This window comes from Vibrio sp. Vb2880 (assembly GCF_033337975.1).
In the GTDB taxonomy this organism is placed as follows: domain Bacteria; phylum Pseudomonadota; class Gammaproteobacteria; order Enterobacterales; family Vibrionaceae; genus Vibrio; species Vibrio alginolyticus.
On sequence record NZ_JAWORT010000020.1, the window covers coordinates 50,859 to 68,735 of the forward strand.

Consider the following 17,877-nt stretch of genomic DNA (forward strand, 5'->3'; position numbering starts at 1 on the left):
TTATTTTGAAGTGAGGTGAAGTGTGAGCTTGTGGGTTCTATTGCAAGGTTTTGGTTTAGGAGCATCAATGATCATTCCGATCGGCGCGCAAAATGCGTATGTTTTGAATCAAGGCATAAAGCGTAACCACCACCTAACAACCGCCACTATTTGTAGCGTGCTAGATATGATTTTCATCTCTCTAGGTATTTTTGGTGGTGGTGCAATTCTGTCTCAAAATGAAATCTTACTGACGTCGGTGACACTTGGTGGTATTGCTTTCTTGAGCTTCTATGGACTGCTCTCACTAAAAAGTGCTTTTAAGCCAGAGAGTGAATCGGAATCAAAAGGGGAGATTGTAGCTCGAGGTCGTCGAACGGTTATTCTAGGTGCGTTAGCTGTCACTGTGCTTAATCCGCACTTATATTTAGATACAGTCGTTATTCTAGGTTCGATCGGTGGACAATTTGAAGGCCATGATCGCATTGCTTTTGCACTAGGTACGATTATGGCTTCCTTTGTTTGGTTCTACACTTTATCGATAGGAGCAGCCAAACTAGGTCCAACACTCTCTAAACCAAAAGTGAAAAAAACCATCGACATTGCAATCGCAATGATGATGTTCACAATAGCGTATATCTTAGCGAGTGAGCTTATTGATAAGTATTGGTAATCATAAGGTAGTAAGGCAGCAAAGACATGGAGTCACTAAAACGTATTTATAACAACAATAGAGAGCGATTCAACGCGCTCTCTATTCCTTTTCGGGAATGGCAGCACGAAGCCATCTTAGACTTTGAGACAGATATACGCATTGCGAGAGAGCTTGGTTGGACGGGTACGCATACCAAAAGCCTCTTTTTAACACTCAAAGGACAAGGTTACGCGGTTTATCTGACAGATAAGGACTCGCGCCTCGATGCCAAGCAGATTAAAGCGATTACAGGTAAACGTCCCTCTATTTGTAATGACGATGAAATGGTCGAAGTGTTAGGTTGCGTACCCGGCGCGGTTTGCCCAATAGGCTTACCGGAATACATCACTATCATTGTTGATACCAATCTCTATCAACATCAAGAGTTGCTCTATACGCCTGGCTTACCTGAGTTCACATTTGGATTTGCAGGTAAACATCTAAAACGCCTCTTACTTGCTGGTCATCACACCCTTTACGAAATATAAAAAGCGAGGCCTATTGGCCTCGCTTTCGAATATCGACTGCTTTTGATTAAGCGTCGACTTTGTTCAGGTGAACATCCATTTGTGGGAATGGAATCTCGATACCATTTTCATCCAATGCTTCTTTAATACCTTGCATTGCATCAAAGTATACGCCCCAGTAATCTGCAGTTTTCACCCATGGACGAACCACAAAGTTAACTGAAGAGTCTGCTAACGTAAGTACACCAATTGTGATATCTGGGTCTTTCAAGATACGTGGATCTTTCTCTAGCGTCTCACGAATCACTTTCTTCGTTAGTTTAAGGTCTGCTTTGTATGAAACACCAATCACTAGGTCGACACGTCGTGTCGCATGGCGAGAGTAGTTAGTAATGGCACCGCCGATAACTGAAGAGTTAGGCACAACAACCATTTTGTTGTCTGGTGTTTTTAGAACGGTTTGGAAGATTTGAATTGCTTCAACACTACCCGCTACACCACCGATTTCTACGTAGTCGCCTGATTTGAATGGACGGAACGCAACAATAAGTACGCCTGCTGCAAAGTTTGATAGTGAACCTTGTAGTGCAAGACCAACAGCAAGACCTGCCGCACCAATCACAGCAACAACAGAAGCGGTTTGAACTCCTAATCGACCAAGAGCCGCGATTAGCACGATTACAAATAGCAAGTAACGAACAAGACCGTGAATAAATTCAACGACGGCCTTATCCATGTTTTTCTTTTCTAGTACTTTAGAAACACTACCAGCGACTGCCTTAACGATAAGATTACCGATAAACAGAATAAGCACCGCAGAGATAATGTTCACACCGTACTGAACCAGTAGATCTGAATTGTTTGTCAGCCAAGTTTCAGCCTGAGTTAGACCATCCGTTAAAGTGGTATCGATACCCACCGATTCACCTGCCATAATTCTTATCCTCAAAAATAAAGAGATATAAATCCAATTGCCGTTAATTTATGAACCTTGTTTTTTAAAGGCTCTTTTCTAAAACAACATCCCTATTGCTCCACTGAACAGTGTCAGATTTTTGGCACAATATCCCAACTCTGACTTTTTTCAAAGTCAGAGTTTCGCAAAGATATGCAAAACAAGACTTTATCAGAGCTTTCTGACACTGACTTGTTACAGGTTACGCAATGCACTCTGATTTCGCCACTCTTAAGACTGATATTCCCATGTTTTCTTTAAAAAAACGTTAAAGGTGAGATATCTCACTAGCAAATACAATCTAACGCATAAAAATATCGGGAGAAAGCAGCCGGGAAGAAAATGATAGACATAAAAAAACCCGCTCAAAGAGCGGGTTTTTAGGTAACTTAATCAGTAACGATTATAGTACGTCAACTGCGTTAAGGTCAGCAAATGCTTGCTCTAGACGAGTAACCATTGAAGCTTGGCCTGCACGTAGCCATACGCGTGGATCGTAGTACTTCTTGTTTGGTGCATCTTCACCAGTTGGGTTACCGATCTGACCTTGTAGGTAATCGTGGTTTTCAGCTTCGAACTTACGGATACCATCCCAAGTAGCCCACTGTGTATCAGTATCGATGTTCATTTTGATTACACCGTAGCCGATAGATTCACGGATTTCTTCTAGAGAAGAACCTGAACCGCCGTGGAATACGAAGTTTAGAGAGTTCGCTGGAAGACCGAATTTCTCAGAAACGTGCGCTTGAGAATCACGTAGGATAGTTGGAGTTAGTACAACGTTACCTGGCTTGTATACGCCGTGTACGTTACCGAAAGATGCTGCGATAGTGAAACGGTGGCTGATTGCGCTTAGTTTCTCGTATGCGTATGCAACGTCTTCTGGAGAAGTGTATAGCTCAGACGCATCCATATCAGAGTTGTCAACGCCGTCTTCTTCACCACCAGTACAACCTAGTTCGATTTCTAGAGTCATGTTCATTTTAGCCATGCGCTCTAGGTACTTAGCAGAAATTTCGATGTTCTCTTCTAGAGACTCTTCAGAAAGGTCGATCATGTGAGAAGAGAATAGTGGCTTACCAGTTTGCGCGAAGTACTCTTCACCAGCGTCTAGTAGACCGTCGATCCAAGGAAGTAGTTTCTTAGCTGCGTGGTCAGTGTGTAGGATTACTGGAACACCGTAAGCTTCAGCTACAGCGTGAACGTATTTCGCACCAGCAACAGCACCTAGGATTTGAGCTTCTTGACCTTCAAGTTTTAGACCTTTACCAGCAAAGAAAGCAGCGCCACCGTTAGAGAACTGAACGATAACTGGAGCTTTAACTTTTGCAGCTGCTTCAAGTACTGCGTTTACAGAGTCAGTACCCACACAGTTTACTGCTGGAAGTGCAAAGCTGTTTTCTTTTGCAACTTCAAATACTTTCTGAACGTCATCGCCAGAGATAACACCTGGTTTTACGAAGTCGAAGATCTTAGACATGGATGTAATCCTATTTATCTGTCGTTTTTAAACAAAACTTGTTAAGTTGAAAATCTTGCAAACGTTTGCTCACAACTGAGGCTATTCTAGCAGAGTTCCTCACACGTTGCAGCAAACAAGAAAGCGGGAGAATCACTCCCCCGCTTTGCTTTAATTACTTAGCGCGTGCTTCTAGCATTTCTACTGCTGGAAGAACTTTACCTTCTACGAACTCAAGGAAAGCGCCGCCGCCAGTAGAGATGTAAGATACATCCGCTTTGATACCGAACTTGTCGATAGCTGCTAGCGTGTCACCACCGCCTGCAACAGAGAAGCCTTCAGAAGCTGCGATAGCTTCAGAGATCCCTTTAGTACCTGCTTCGAAGTTCTTGAATTCGAATACGCCTACTGGACCATTCCATAGGATAGTCTTAGCGTTTTTAAGGATTTCAGCTAGTTCAGCTGTTGAATCTGGACCAAGGTCGAAGATCATGTCGTCGTCTTGTACTTCAGAAACGTGCTTAATTTCAGCTTCTGCGTTCTCGTCGAATGCTTTCGCACATGCAACGTCAGTTGCTACTGGAATTGCACACTCGTCCATTAGCTTCTTAGCTGTTTCAACTAGGTCTGCTTCGTATAGAGACTTACCAACGTTGTGGCCAGCAGCTGCGATGAATGTGTTAGCAATACCACCACCAACAACGAGTTGGTCAGCGATTTTAGATAGAGACTCAAGAACAGTTAGCTTAGTAGAAACTTTTGAACCACCTACGATAGCAACCATTGGACGAGCTGGCTTGTCCATTGCTTTGCCTAGCGCTTCTAGTTCGTTCGCTAGTAGAGGACCAGCACATGCTACGTCTGCGTGCATGCCAACGCCGTGAGTAGATGCTTGAGCACGGTGAGCCGTACCGAATGCGTCCATTACGAATACGTCACATAGTGCTGCATATTTCTTAGATAGCTCTTCGTCGTTTTTCTTTTCGCCTTTGTTGAAGCGAACGTTTTCAAGAACAACAAGTTCACCCGCATTTAGCTCTAGGCCATCTAGGTAGTCTTTTGCTAGCTTCACTTCGCAATCTAGTGCGTCGTTTAGGTAGTTAACAACTGGTTGTAGAGAGAACTCTTCAGCGTATTCACCTTCAGTTGGGCGACCTAGGTGAGACGTAACCATTACTTTAGCGCCTGCTTCTAGGCAGTGCTTAATAGTTGGAAGAGATGCGATGATACGTGCATCCGAAGTTACTTTACCGTCTTTTACTGGCACGTTTAGGTCAGCACGGATAAATACACGTTTACCTGCAAGATCCAGGTCAGTCATCTTGATTACAGACATGATGTGTCCTCTCAAATATTTAATAATTAAAGTTTTTGAAAACTCGGCAACCCTGCCAAGCCTGTTAATTCTTCAAACTGGTTATAGATATGGAGATATTATGGATTTATTTCAAGGCTTGAAATAAAAATTCTCCATCACTTCTTCGTCATTACTGTTCCACTTGCGAAAAAGCTTGCATTGCTAAGGCAGTATCCAGCATCCGGTTAGCAAAGCCCCATTCGTTGTCGCACCAAACGAGCATTTTTACGAGTTGCCCGTTACTCACTCTAGTCTGGCTTCCATCCACAATCGCACTATGGGGGTCGTGGTTAAAGTCGATGGAAACGAGTGGCGATTCAGTATAGTCAACAATGTTACGTAATGTACACTGAGATGCGTTAACAATGGTTTGATTTACGTCATTAACTTTCACATTCGTACTAATTGTGACACTTAAATCCATTGCAGTGACGTTAACCGTTGGAACACGAACAGAAATTGCTTCGAATTTGTTGGAAAATTTCGGGAAGATCCTTTCAATTCCCTTATGCAACTTAGTGTCTACCGGAATAATAGATTGGCTTGCAGCACGGGTACGGCGTAAGTCGTTATGATACGCATCGATTACTTGTTGATCGTTCATGGACGAATGAATAGTGGTAATGGTGCCAGACTCTATGCCGAAGGCTTCGTCTAATACTTTAATGACGGGAACGATACAGTTGGTGGTGCAAGAGCCATTGGAGACAACACGGTGCTCGTCTTTCAGAGTTTCGTGGTTCACGCCATAGATAATCGTATTATCTAGGTCGTTTGCGCCCGGGTGCGAAAACAGTACTTTCTTAGCGCCAGCTTCTATATGCGCTTGCCCATCCGCTTGCGAACCAAATACGCCAGTGCAATCCAAGACGATATCAACTTCTAAATCACGCCAAGGAAGTAATTCGATTTCGGAGAGGTGGAGAATGCGAATGGAATCATATTCACCGCTGTCATGATGAACATGCAAATGTTCTTGGTCATGGGAAATTTTTTTACCAAAGCGACCATGACTGGTGTCATATTGCAGTAGGTGTGCCATCGCCTCTGGCTGTGCTAGTTCGTTTACCGCCACAACCTTGATCTGCTGGTGTTTTCCGCTTTCATACACCGCTCGCAGAACATTACGACCTATACGTCCAAATCCATTGATCGCAACCTTTAGCATTTATCCTTCGCCCTACCAAAAATTTCGTGTCACAGATACTACCTGATCAGGCTGACAAACGCACCTGTTGAATCAAAGTAAAGCAGGATTAAAAAAGGTCGAGACTATGCTCGACCTTATTACAACGATAGATAATTAAAATGCGACGTCTAAACCTAACCAGTAGCGACGACCATCTTCAATATATCCATATTCTTCGTAACTGATTTCCTCGTCCAGCAAGTTATAGATAGCGCCTTTAATACGAGTATTGTCGGTTAACTGGTATGTCACACCGGCGTCCACAAAGGTATAAACTGGTTCTACAATACTGTTTCTTGATGGGCCAGTAACCGGATCCATTTCTTTACCTCGGTACGTGACTTTCGCCCAGCTCTCTAGATCTGTTGTCGTTTGCCAAGTCACATCCACATTAAACAGATGCTTTGGTAACTGCTGCAGCGGCATGCCTTTGTATTCACCTGTTTTTTGCTCTGAGTCGGTAAATGTGTAGCTCGAGCTAAGGTAAATGGTTTCCGTTAACGGCGATGCTAAGGTCGCTTCAATACCTTGTGTGACGGCTTCATCCACGTTAATACGGTACGTTGGATCTGCGCCCCATTGGTTTGGACCATCAGTACAGATAGTGTCTGGACAAACAACACGTGTGATCTTGTCTTTGAATTCGTTATGGAACGCTGTCAAAGAGACATCTAAGCCAGAATCACCTTGATACAAGACGCTGATTTCTTTGTTTAGCGACGTTTCAGGGTCAAGATCTGGGTTACCGTAGATATTACCGCCACCACTGACTTGCGCCCAGCCAGGAGTAATTTCACGTAATTGTGGAGAACGGAAACCTGTTGCCACACCGCCTTTCACCGTCCAAGACGGATCAACTCGCCATACACCGTAAACACGCGGACTAAAATGCGCGCCATAGTTTTCGTCATGATCTAGACGGCCGCCAAGCGTAACGCTAAACGGATCAGCAATTCTCCATTCATCTTCAATGAAAACAGCCCACTGCGTATTCGATGTTTCAGTCTTCGATGACGCTTTGTTGGAGGTGAAATCCTCAAGCTCTGCATGAGTAGCGTCCACACCCGTCGTCAACGTATGGTTTCCAATACCAGTCACCAAGCTCGATTTGAACGTGGTGTTGGTGATCGTCATCTCACGAGATTTGTTCTCGCTCTCTTCTCGCTGTAAGTAAGTATCTGAAATTCCCACCGAATCCCAATCACCGTTGTGGCTTACCGTTACGTAATTACGACGATATTCATTCAGTGAATCTTCACACCCACCACGACACCCTGTGGTCGGCACTGAAAGGCCCACATTGCCACGACGACTTTGTGCCGACGTGCCGCCCTCTAATTGCACCGAGTGGCGATCATTAATCTGGTAAGTCAGTTTTGAAGAAATACTCTGCATATCTTTATCTTCATAACCGTATTCGATGTCATCTTCTTCTCTGGTTGTGTACTGACCATATACTTGGAGAGATAAATTTTCAGCCAACGGACCATTAACGAAAAAGTTCGCGCTCTGCTCTCCCCCTGAGCGACTATTCTCTTGTAGTACCGTGCCCAGTTGAACATTACCCGTCCACTCTAGCGCATCTTTTCGTGTGATGACGTTAATCACACCACCAATCGCATCAGAACCGTAAAGCGTCGACATTGGGCCACGAATAACTTCGATTCGCTCAATCGCTTGAAGAGGAGGTAACCAACCTTGTTCGATACCAGGGCCGTCACTATTTGGACGAGTTTCACGCGTACTTTGACGTTTACCATCGACCAGTATCAAAGTGTATTTAGAACCCATACCACGGATACTAATGTCGGTAGTATCACCACCACCTGTCACGACAACACCTGGCACACTTTTTAGTGCATCAGTCACATCGCGGTAATAACGGGAGTCCAACTCCTCACGTGAAATCACACTAATACTTGCAGGCGCGTCCGCTTGAGATTGCTCATAACTTGATGCAGTTACAACCACTGTTTCCATTTTAGAAACTGCATCATTGGCAAAAACATGAGGGACACTGACGAAGGCTAAAATACCAGTTGCGGTAGTAACTGGCAGTCTAAGAGTAGACATCTACATCTCCATAATTGATAATGATTATTATTTTCGAAAGTGAATTATTCACAAATAGAATGAGATGCATAGTGAGAGTTATGGAACGGTTCTTTCCATTTATGGAACTCGTACATAACGCAGTAAGGAGTAAAAGAAATATGCACGACTTAGCATCAATTAGAGCCTTTGATGCGCTCAATCAGCATAAAAGTTTGACAGCCGCTGCTAAAGCCCTTAATCAGCCAAAATCAACGCTAAGTCGTCGCTTGGCACAATTAGAAGAAGACTTCGGTCAGGCTCTAACCGCCAGACAAGGTAATCGATTAGTTCTGACAAGAGCTGGAGAGATCTTTGCCCACTACAGCCGCCAGATTCTTGAGTTAAGCGAAGAGAGTTATGATGCACTGCAAGGTTTAACGAACCAAGTTTCAGGGCCACTGCATATTGTTTGTCACACTGCCTTAGTTAGAAGCTGGCTCGGCGGCGTACTCAATCGTTTTCTTGCTGATAATCCCGATGTTAGAGTTCAGCTTACCAGTGACTTTTCTGAGGCGCATCATGACCCAGATTTGTTCATCTGGCTCGGTGAACGTAAAGAGCTAGACTGGCGAAAAGAAGTGCTGGGGGTATTTCGCTATACGCCTTTTGCCTCTCCAAATTATCTAAAACAACATGGGCCTATACCGCACCCCAAAGAACTTGAAGCACATCCATGGATCGATTTTGGTTCAGTGCAAGAAAATGGATTGATGCTAGCACACCCTCAACACGGTGAGTTCTTTTTAGAACCCTTTGTTAGTCGCTTATACAGCGACAACATAGCAATGCAAATAGACAGTATCGCGAATGGTCATGGTATTGGACTGCTGCCGACTTGGACAGCATGCGGCTATGAGAAACATCACCCAGGGCGAATCACACCATGCTTAGAAGGTTGGCTTTCTGAGCCTATTTCCATTAACTGCTATACACCAGCAGGACGACCACCACTGCGCTTATCCGTACTTTTAGACTGCATTCACCAAAGCATTCCACAAGGTTGGAAAACCTGACAAAAATAAAAAGGCCATCATAATGATGGCCTTTCTAACTTTAGCGTTTAACAATCGTCGTTTATGTTCGACTGTTTAGACGGTCCTGCAATTACGCTAGCAATTCTTTTGCTGTGTTCACTACGTTTTCAGTCGTGAAGCCAAACATCTCGAATAGCTGACCAGCAGGTGCAGATTCACCGAATGTTGTCATACCGATGATGCGACCGTCAAAGCCAACGTACTTGTACCAGAAATCCGCAATGCCCGCTTCAATAGCGATACGTGCCGTTACGTCTGATGGCAGTACAGATTCACGGTAAGCGACGTCTTGTTTGTCGAATGCGTCTGTTGATGGCATTGAAACAACGCGTACTTTCTTGCCTTCTGAAGTTAGTTGCTCAGCGGCTTTCACTGCAAGCTCAACCTCAGAACCTGTTGCGATAAGGATTAGCTCAGGCTTACCTTCGCTATCTTTCAGGATATAAGCACCTTTCGCGATGTCTGCGACTTGTTCAGCAGTACGCTCTTGTTGCGCTAGGTTTTGACGAGAGAAGATAAGTGCAGTTGGTGCATCTTTACGTTCAATCGCTAGTTTCCATGCAACTGCAGACTCAACTTGGTCACATGGGCGCCATGTGCTCATGTTTGGAGTTACACGTAGAGACGCCATTTGCTCAACAGGTTGGTGAGTTGGGCCATCTTCGCCAAGACCGATCGAATCATGCGTGTAAACTTGGATGTTCTGAATTTTCATCAGCGCAGCCATACGCATTGCGTTACGAGCGTATTCCATGAACATTAGGAATGTTGCGCCGTAAGGAACGAAACCACCGTGCAATGCGATACCGTTGATGATAGCAGTCATACCGAATTCACGTACACCATAGTGGATGTAGTTTCCAGAGAAGTCCTCCGTTTCTAGAGACTTAGAACCAGACCACATGGTCAGGTTAGAAGGCGCTAGGTCAGCAGAACCACCCATAAACTCAGGAAGCATTTGACCAAACGCTTCTAGTGCATTTTGCGATGCTTTACGTGATGCAATGTTCGCTGGGTTTGCTTGAAGATCGGCAATGATTTGGTTCGCTTTTTCTTCCCACTGTGCAGGAAGTTCGCCGTTTAGACGTCGTTTAAGCTCTGCCGCTTCAGCAGGGTAAGCTGCAGCGTATGCCTCGAATTTTTCATTCCAAGCTGCTTCTTTCGCGGCGCCCGCTTCTTTTGCATCCCACTCAGCGTAAACATCTGCCGGGATCTCAAATGGGCCGTACTCCCAACCTAGGTATTCACGAGCCGCTTGGATCTCATCGTGACCTAGTGGTGCACCGTGACAGTCGTGCGAACCAGACTTGTTAGGAGAACCGAAACCGATAATTGTTTTGGTACAGATAAGCGTAGGACGTGGGTCCGCTTTTGCTGCTTCAATTGCTGCGTTGATCGCGTCTGAGTCGTGACCATCGACTGCTGGGATTACATGCCAGCCGTACGCTTCAAAACGCTTAGGTGTATCGTCAGAGAACCAGCCTTCAACGTGACCGTCGATAGAAATGCCGTTGTCATCCCAGAATGCAATCAGCTTGCCTAGACCAAGAGTACCTGCAAGAGAGCATGCTTCATGCGAGATGCCTTCCATTAGACAGCCGTCACCCATGAACACATACGTAAAGTGGTCAACGATATCGTGACCTTCTTTGTTGAACTGTGCCGCTAGTGCTTTCTCTGCGATCGCCATACCAACAGCGTTAGTGATGCCTTGACCTAGAGGACCCGTTGTTGTCTCGATACCAGGCGCGTAGCCGTACTCTGGGTGACCTGGGGTTTTTGAGTGCAATTGACGGAAGTTTTTCAGATCGTCAATAGATAGCTCGTAACCGCTTAAGTGCAGTAGAGAGTAAATAAGCATTGACCCATGACCGTTTGACAGCACAAAGCGATCGCGGTCGGCCCACTCTGGGTTTGAAGGGTTATGGTTTAGGTGAGAGCGCCAAAGAACTTCAGCGATATCAGCCATACCCATTGGTGCGCCTGGGTGGCCTGAGTTAGCTTGTTGAACACCATCCATGCTTAGAGCACGAATTGCATTGGCAAGATGTTTACGAGACGACATGTCTGCTCCTGAGTACATTAAGCGAAACGAAAAGTAGGTCATAATTCTCTCAAAGCCCTGTTGGGTGTGCAAACGTTTTCCAGTCCAAAACCTCACAAATATTGCACCTTTCGCGCCAAATCGTTCGAAGTTCTTAAAATTATCAATAAATCAGGCAAACGTTTGGTTATAACAAAAACCAAAAAAGAGCTTGTAATTCGAGCAATCAAATTTAGAATAGACGTCTAGATGTAGATACACCTACAAAAATTAGTATTAATTTGCGCTGGAGAGTTTATCATTCCCCAGTTTTAAACCAGATATAGTGGAGCTAACATGGCTAAGCACCTGTTTACTTCTGAGTCAGTATCAGAAGGTCATCCAGATAAAATTGCAGACCAGATTTCTGATGCGGTTCTTGACGCGATTCTAGAGCAAGATCCAAAGGCTCGTGTTGCATGTGAGACTTACGTTAAAACCGGTATGGTAATGGTGGGTGGTGAAATCACGACTTCAGCATGGGTAGACATCGAAGAGTTAACTCGTGAAACCGTTCGTGAAATCGGCTACGTACATTCAGATATGGGCTTTGACGCAGATTCTTGTGCGGTACTAAACACAATCGGTAAACAGTCGCCAGATATCAACCAAGGTGTTGATAAAGCTGACCCTAAAGAACAAGGTGCAGGCGACCAAGGCATCATGTTTGGTTACGCTTGTAACGAAACTGAAGTACTAATGCCAGCGCCAATTACTTACTCTCACCGTCTTGTTCAAAAGCAAGCAGAAGTTCGTAAAAACGGCACACTACCTTGGTTGCGTCCTGATGCAAAATCTCAGGTAACATTCCAATACGATCAAGGTAACATCGTTGGTATCGACGCGGTTGTTCTTTCAACTCAACACTGTGACTCAATCTCAACTTCAGACCTGCGTGAAGCGGTAATGGAAGAGATCATTAAGCCAGTGCTACCTTCTGAGTGGATCAACAAAGAAACAAACTTCTTCATTAACCCAACCGGTCGCTTCGTAATCGGTGGTCCTATGGGTGACTGTGGCCTAACTGGTCGTAAGATCATCGTAGATACCTACGGCGGCGCAGCTCGTCACGGTGGCGGTGCGTTTTCTGGTAAAGATCCATCAAAAGTTGACCGTAGTGCAGCATACGCAGCACGCTACGTAGCGAAAAACATCGTAGCGGCAGGCATGGCTGACCGTTGTGAGATCCAACTTTCTTACGCAATCGGTGTTGCTGATCCAACGTCTATCATGGTGGAAACGTTCGGTACTGAGAAAGTACCTCACGACATCATCATTGAAGCGGTTCGTCAATTCTTCGACCTACGTCCATACGGTCTACAAGAAATGCTTAACCTTCTTCAACCTATCTACAAGAAGACAGCGGCTTACGGTCACTTCGGTCGTGAAGAATTCCCGTGGGAAGCGACAGACAAAGCTGCACTTCTACGCGATTTCGCTGGCATCAAATAATCAAGCTAAGCAAGAATCAATCAAGCCCTCGCTTATGGTGGGGGCTTTTTATTTTCAGCAACTTTTATCCAGCCATTTCGGCTCATACCGCCCTGACCCACAAAGCAGTCCTGTTTCTCCCTCATTTTTTATACCGAATAAATTTTAAGCAATTATTTGTAAATTATCCCATCTCCGCCAATAGTTAAAATATTGTTAACTCCAATTTAAATAGAGACGTCGGATGCTGGCGACTGTGGAAGCACACTTAAGTAAAGACATGAGTCAGGCATCTTTATGGCCGATACCAAACTAAGCCAATGCTCAGATGTAAACTTGAAAAAGTCGCTTCAAGTTTGACTGAACAAAAACCGCTGTCAGTTGGTATAAGCGGATAATGTGGGAATAAATCAAGGAGGAGTTATGCCTCGAACTGTTAATCCATCGGACTTCCACAACAAGCGAAAGGAAGTGCCAGACAACGAATACGCCAGAACCATACCGTGCAATACGGTCAATCTTTCTGCACCTTTTCATTGGCTCGCATTAGGTCTGCATGATTTCGTGCGAATGCCGCTTATTAGTGCTTTCTATGGCATCTGTTTTATGGCAGCAGCCATAGGCATTGTTTTGCTCGTACAGTGGCAAGGCACACACTTGGTCGTCATGCCCAGTTTGATTGTTTACATGTTAATCGGTCCGTTTCTCGCGCTCGGCTTGTATGATGCCAGTTGGGAGAGAGAGCGCGGACACAAAGCAAGCTTGTTCCATTCAATGAAAGCGATCGGTCGTAACTCAACATCTCAATGGGCGTTCGCCGTGTTACTCGCAGTGTGTATGATATTTTGGATGCGCATTGCCGCTCTACTTCATGCACTCTACCCTTCTGTTCAAGGGGCACCTTTAAGTGAGTTCCTACCCTTCCTTGTCATCGGCTCTTTAGTTGGCTTTGTTTTGGCTTGTGTGGTGTTTAGCATTTCAGCCTTTTCTATTCCGCTCATGATGGAGCGTCGCGTAGACATGATGACCGCTGTGTTTACCAGCTTTAATGCCGTGAAATCCAACATTCCAGCAATGATTGTTTGGGCAGCGATCATCTGTGGCGGTATTCTTATCGGCTTTGCGACCTACGGGATCGGAATGTTGTTTACCATGCCAATTCTAGGCTACGGTACATGGCACGCTTACCATGCCACCATCAAGAAAAAACACACACCATAATTAACTGATGCTATGATCTGGCCCTCGCAATGCGGGGGCTTTTTTATTTGATTTATCGAGGTGAATTGTGGATATAGAACTCAGCTATAAAGCCAAGCAAGTGATGGCGGGCTGTATCGCGATGGCGGAACAAGCTTTCAAACGTTCTTTCCCGATTCCAACAATCACCTTCGACGTGCGTGGGAAAGCGGCAGGAAAAGCCTACCTTCAATTAAATCAAGTACGCCTAAACCCTGTTTTATTTCGCGAAAACACCCAAGCATTCTTAGATGAAGTCATTCCTCATGAAGTAGCACACCTGATTACTTATCAGGTTTACGGGCGAGTTAGGCCTCACGGTAAAGAATGGAAAGGCGTCATGGAAGCCGTATTTAACGTACCAGCCAAAACCACTCACAGCTTTGAAGTAAAATCCGTTCAAGGTAAAACCTTTGAGTATCGTTGTGGTTGTATGACCTACCCTCTATCGATTCGCCGTCATAATAAAGTGCTGCGCAAAGAGGCGACGTACTCTTGTCAAAAATGCCGCCAACCACTTGACTTCACCGGCATTCAATTATCGTAGCCCTTACCTCATAGTGTTACTTGCGTTCCCAAAATAAAGATCGAGTTGATCAAAACCTTCCCTTCGCCAACTATTGTTAACTTACTCATCACTAAAGCTATTTTATGCGTGTTATCATGAATAAAGTCATACTTTATAAAGACTTTTATCATGAAATACTTATTCTCTCTGTTGCTTATCGCGCTTTCTAGCACTGCGATTGCCGCGCCACCGAGCTCATTCTCTGCAGCCAAACGTGAGGCGGTCAAAATTTATCAAGACCACCCAACAAGCTTCTACTGTGGCTGTAACATTCAATGGCAAGGCAAGAAAGGCTTACCCGATTTAGCCTCTTGCGGTTACCAAGTCCGTAAACAAGAAAAACGGGCTGCACGAATCGAATGGGAGCACGTTGTTCCTGCGTGGCAATTTGGCCACCAGCGTCAATGCTGGCAAGATGGCGGACGTAAAAACTGTAAGAAAAAAGACAAAACTTTTCGTTTGATGGAAGCAGACTTGCACAACCTAACTCCTGCTATTGGTGAAGTAAACGGTGATCGTTCGAACTACAACTTCAGCCAATGGAACGGTATGGATGGCGTGAGTTATGGTCGCTGTGAGATGCAAGTGAACTTTAAGCAGCGTAAAGTCATGCCACCAGACCGTGCGCGTGGCTCAATTGCTCGTACCTATCTATACATGAGCAAAGAGTACGGTTTCAAACTGTCGAAGCAGCAAACGCAATTAATGAGTGCTTGGAACAAAACCTATCCTGTCGATAAATGGGAATGTGAGCGTGACGAGCGCATTGCAAAAGTACAGGGCAATCACAACCCATTTGTTCAAGAAGCCTGCCGCGCACTGTAACCTCCGACCTCGAAGCGTTCCAATTACTGATATTGAAACGCTTCTTGCCCCTTGTTTTTTCGGTGCAAAGCATCCATGTTAGGGTTTAAGTTTATTCTCTTGCTGGAAATCTCATGCGTACCCCTCGAATTTATCATCCAGAAACCATTCATCAACTTGGCTCACTTGCTTTAAGTGACGACGCAGCAGGCCATATCGGTCGTGTTTTGCGCATGAAAGAAGGCCAAGACGTTCTCCTTTTTGACGGCAGTGGCGCAGAGTTCCCAGCGGTTATCAGTGAAGTCAGCAAGAAATCAGTTTTGGTTAACATCACCGAGCGCGTAGAAAACAGTATTGAATCCCCTTTAGATCTGCACCTTGGTCAAGTCATTTCACGTGGCGATAAGATGGAGTTCACCATCCAAAAGTCTGTTGAACTTGGCGTCAATACCATCACTCCTCTGATTTCTGAACGTTGTGGCGTCAAGCTTGATCAAAAGCGTTTTGAGAAAAAACTCGCGCAATGGCAGAAAATCGCTATCAGTGCCTGTGAGCAATGTGGGCGTAATGTCGTGCCCGAAATTCGTCCAATTATGAGCTTGGAAGAGTGGTGTAAAGAAGAGTACGATGGTTTAAAGCTTAACCTTCACCCTCGTGCTAAATACTCAATCAACACTTTGCCAACCCCGGTTGAAAAAGTGCGCCTACTGATCGGTCCTGAAGGCGGTTTATCGTCTGAAGAAATCGAGATGACTCGAGAATACCAATTTGAAGAAACGCTACTCGGCCCTCGCGTTCTGCGTACCGAAACAGCGGCTCTGACAGCAATTACAGCCTTACAAGTTCGTTTCGGCGATCTTGGTTAAACGGAGAAAAATAATGATCAAACTCGGTATCGTAATGGACCCAATCTCGTCCATTAACATCAAAAAAGACTCTAGCTTTGCCATGATGCTTGAAGCGCAACGACGCGGCTATGAAATCCACTACATGGAAATGAATGATCTGCATCTCGATCAAGGCGTTGCCATTGCAGATACTAAAGTGGTAGAACTAAAAGAAGATCCAAACGGTTGGTACGAGTTCAAATCAGAGCAAACTATCGAACTGTCTGAGCTAGACGCGGTGCTAATGCGTAAAGATCCTCCGTTTGATACTGAATACATCTACGCGACTTACATCCTTGAGCGTGCAGAAGAACAAGGTGCACTGATCGTTAACAAGCCTCAAAGCTTACGTGATTGTAACGAAAAGCTGTTTACAGCATGGTTCCCAGAGCTGACACCTACAACGATCGTGACGCGAAAAGCAGAGAAAATTAAAGAATTTCGTGAAAAACATGGTGATGTCATCCTGAAACCGCTTGATGGTATGGGTGGCGCGTCCATCTTCCGTGTAAAAGAAAACGATCCAAACGTCTCTGTAATCATCGAGACATTGACTAACCACGGTCAAAACTACGCAATGGCACAAACCTTCGTGCCAGACATCAGCAACGGTGACAAACGTATCCTAGTGGTAGATGGCGAACCTATGCCTTACTGTCTAGCACGCATTCCTGCTAAAGGCGAAACGCGCGGCAACCTAGCCGCTGGTGGTACTGGTGAAGCTCGTCCGCTAAGCGAAACCGACCTCAAAATTGCGCAAACCGTTGCTCCGACACTGAAAGAAAAAGGCCTTATCTTTGTTGGCCTTGACGTAATTGGCGACAAGCTAACAGAAATCAACGTCACCAGCCCAACCTGTATTCGCGAAATTGAAGCTGCTTTTGATATCTCAATCACAGGCAAACTGATGGATGCGATTGAGCGTCGAGTAAAAGGCGAATAACTCAAACTGTATTACAGTTAATAGAGAGCGTAGTACATTAACTTAAGCAAACTCATGCACATACCTAGATGATAAACTGTATGATGTTTGCTTAAGGGCATTTACGAGAGTTAAGGGTCAATATGAGTATGAATCTCACAAATCACTTTTTGGTTGCCATGCCTGGGATGAAAGATCCGTACTTTCAAAACAGCGTGATCTACATTTGTGAGCACAACGAAGACGGCGCTATGGGGCTGATGATCAATGCTCCTGTTGATATCACCGTCGGCAACATGCTCAAGCAGGTGGAAGTTCAGCCAGTACACCCGCGCCTATTTGAAGCCAGTCTAGATAGACCAGTTTACAATGGCGGCCCAATCTCGGAAGATCGTGGTTTTATTTTGCATAAACCCAAAGATTACTACGAGTCCAGCGTCCAAATGACCGATGACCTCGCGGTAACCACTTCGCGTGATATTCTGTCGGTGTTAGGAACAGAAGCAGAACCAAGTGATTACTTAGTGGCACTTGGCTACTCCGGTTGGAGTGCAGGCCAATTAGAAAGTGAGCTGGTCGAAAACTCTTGGCTCACCATTGAAGCGACGCCTGAAATTATCTTTAATACACCAATCAACGAGCGTTGGAAGAAAGCGGTCGAAAAGCTGGGCATCGACCCAAGTCACCTTTCAGCAGACTCTGGACATGCTTAGTC

16 protein-coding genes are annotated in these 17,877 nt (G+C 45.1%); 10 read left to right on the forward strand and 6 right to left on the reverse strand.

Annotation, left to right across the window (positions count from 1 at the left end; genetic code table 11):
• Nucleotides 1–22: 22 nt before the first annotated feature.
• The gene (locus R7M92_RS19010; RefSeq protein ID WP_025998531.1) at nucleotides 23–652 is read left to right on the forward strand and encodes a LysE/ArgO family amino acid transporter; all 630 of its coding nucleotides are present in this window, start codon (nucleotides 23–25) and stop codon (nucleotides 650–652) included.
• Between the two features lie 26 nt (nucleotides 653–678).
• The gene (locus R7M92_RS19015) at nucleotides 679–1,161 is read left to right on the forward strand and encodes a YbaK/EbsC family protein (protein WP_005380994.1); all 483 of its coding nucleotides are present in this window, start codon (nucleotides 679–681) and stop codon (nucleotides 1,159–1,161) included.
• Between the two features lie 46 nt (nucleotides 1,162–1,207).
• On the opposite strand, the gene mscS is transcribed toward R7M92_RS19015, so the two are convergent.
• The 5 genes from mscS to R7M92_RS19040 all read right to left on the reverse strand — a co-directional run bounded on the left by mscS (nucleotide 1,208) and on the right by R7M92_RS19040 (nucleotide 8,173).
• On the reverse strand, nucleotides 1,208–2,074 hold the full coding sequence (gene mscS / locus R7M92_RS19020) for a small-conductance mechanosensitive channel MscS (protein WP_005384548.1): 867 nt from the start codon (nucleotides 2,072–2,074) through the stop codon (nucleotides 1,208–1,210).
• Between the two features lie 424 nt (nucleotides 2,075–2,498).
• Nucleotides 2,499–3,575 (reverse strand): class II fructose-bisphosphate aldolase, encoded by a 1,077-nt coding sequence (fbaA, locus tag R7M92_RS19025; RefSeq protein WP_005380996.1) that lies wholly within the window; start codon nucleotides 3,573–3,575, stop codon nucleotides 2,499–2,501.
• A gap of 154 nt (nucleotides 3,576–3,729) precedes the next feature.
• A complete protein-coding gene (locus R7M92_RS19030; protein WP_005384547.1) occupies nucleotides 3,730–4,890 on the reverse strand; it encodes a phosphoglycerate kinase in 1,161 nt (386 codons plus the stop codon).
• A gap of 151 nt (nucleotides 4,891–5,041) precedes the next feature.
• Nucleotides 5,042–6,079 carry an erythrose-4-phosphate dehydrogenase gene (gene epd / locus R7M92_RS19035; RefSeq protein WP_318133995.1) on the reverse strand — a complete coding sequence of 346 codons (1,038 nt, stop codon included), beginning with the start codon at nucleotides 6,077–6,079 and terminating at the stop codon, nucleotides 5,042–5,044.
• A gap of 135 nt (nucleotides 6,080–6,214) precedes the next feature.
• Nucleotides 6,215–8,173, reverse strand: coding sequence for a ligand-gated channel protein (locus tag R7M92_RS19040; RefSeq protein WP_318133997.1), 1,959 nt, complete (start codon nucleotides 8,171–8,173; stop codon nucleotides 6,215–6,217).
• Between the two features lie 140 nt (nucleotides 8,174–8,313).
• On the opposite strand from R7M92_RS19040, the gene R7M92_RS19045 reads away from it, so the two are divergent.
• Entirely contained in the window at nucleotides 8,314–9,207 is an 894-nt protein-coding gene (locus R7M92_RS19045) for a LysR family transcriptional regulator (protein WP_017633561.1), read from the forward strand.
• Between the two features lie 91 nt (nucleotides 9,208–9,298).
• Here R7M92_RS19045 and tkt read toward each other — a convergent pair whose 3' ends face one another.
• Nucleotides 9,299–11,293 (reverse strand): transketolase, encoded by a 1,995-nt coding sequence (gene tkt, locus R7M92_RS19050; RefSeq protein ID WP_318071791.1) that lies wholly within the window; start codon nucleotides 11,291–11,293, stop codon nucleotides 9,299–9,301.
• A gap of 315 nt (nucleotides 11,294–11,608) precedes the next feature.
• On the opposite strand from tkt, the gene metK reads away from it, so the two are divergent.
• The 7 genes from metK to R7M92_RS19085 all read left to right on the forward strand — a co-directional run bounded on the left by metK (nucleotide 11,609) and on the right by R7M92_RS19085 (nucleotide 17,875).
• Nucleotides 11,609–12,763 carry a methionine adenosyltransferase gene (metK, locus tag R7M92_RS19055; RefSeq protein ID WP_005384541.1) on the forward strand — a complete coding sequence of 385 codons (1,155 nt, stop codon included), beginning with the start codon at nucleotides 11,609–11,611 and terminating at the stop codon, nucleotides 12,761–12,763.
• 402 nt (nucleotides 12,764–13,165) lie between these two features.
• Nucleotides 13,166–13,963 (forward strand): DUF2189 domain-containing protein, encoded by a 798-nt coding sequence (locus R7M92_RS19060; RefSeq protein WP_005381026.1) that lies wholly within the window; start codon nucleotides 13,166–13,168, stop codon nucleotides 13,961–13,963.
• A gap of 67 nt (nucleotides 13,964–14,030) precedes the next feature.
• Complete coding sequence (locus tag R7M92_RS19065; protein ID WP_318134000.1) at nucleotides 14,031–14,528, forward strand: SprT family zinc-dependent metalloprotease; 498 nt, start codon at nucleotides 14,031–14,033, stop codon at nucleotides 14,526–14,528.
• A 150-nt stretch (nucleotides 14,529–14,678) separates the two neighbouring features.
• Complete coding sequence (gene endA, locus R7M92_RS19070) at nucleotides 14,679–15,374, forward strand: deoxyribonuclease I (RefSeq protein ID WP_025768831.1); 696 nt, start codon at nucleotides 14,679–14,681, stop codon at nucleotides 15,372–15,374.
• Nucleotides 15,375–15,487: 113 nt separating this feature from the next.
• Nucleotides 15,488–16,219 (forward strand): 16S rRNA (uracil(1498)-N(3))-methyltransferase, encoded by a 732-nt coding sequence (gene rsmE / locus R7M92_RS19075; protein WP_025768830.1) that lies wholly within the window; start codon nucleotides 15,488–15,490, stop codon nucleotides 16,217–16,219.
• A gap of 13 nt (nucleotides 16,220–16,232) precedes the next feature.
• Complete coding sequence (gene gshB / locus R7M92_RS19080) at nucleotides 16,233–17,183, forward strand: glutathione synthase (RefSeq protein ID WP_005381021.1); 951 nt, start codon at nucleotides 16,233–16,235, stop codon at nucleotides 17,181–17,183.
• A 128-nt stretch (nucleotides 17,184–17,311) separates the two neighbouring features.
• Nucleotides 17,312–17,875, forward strand: coding sequence for a YqgE/AlgH family protein (locus R7M92_RS19085; RefSeq protein ID WP_318134004.1), 564 nt, complete (start codon nucleotides 17,312–17,314; stop codon nucleotides 17,873–17,875).
• Nucleotides 17,876–17,877: the final 2 nt, after the last annotated feature.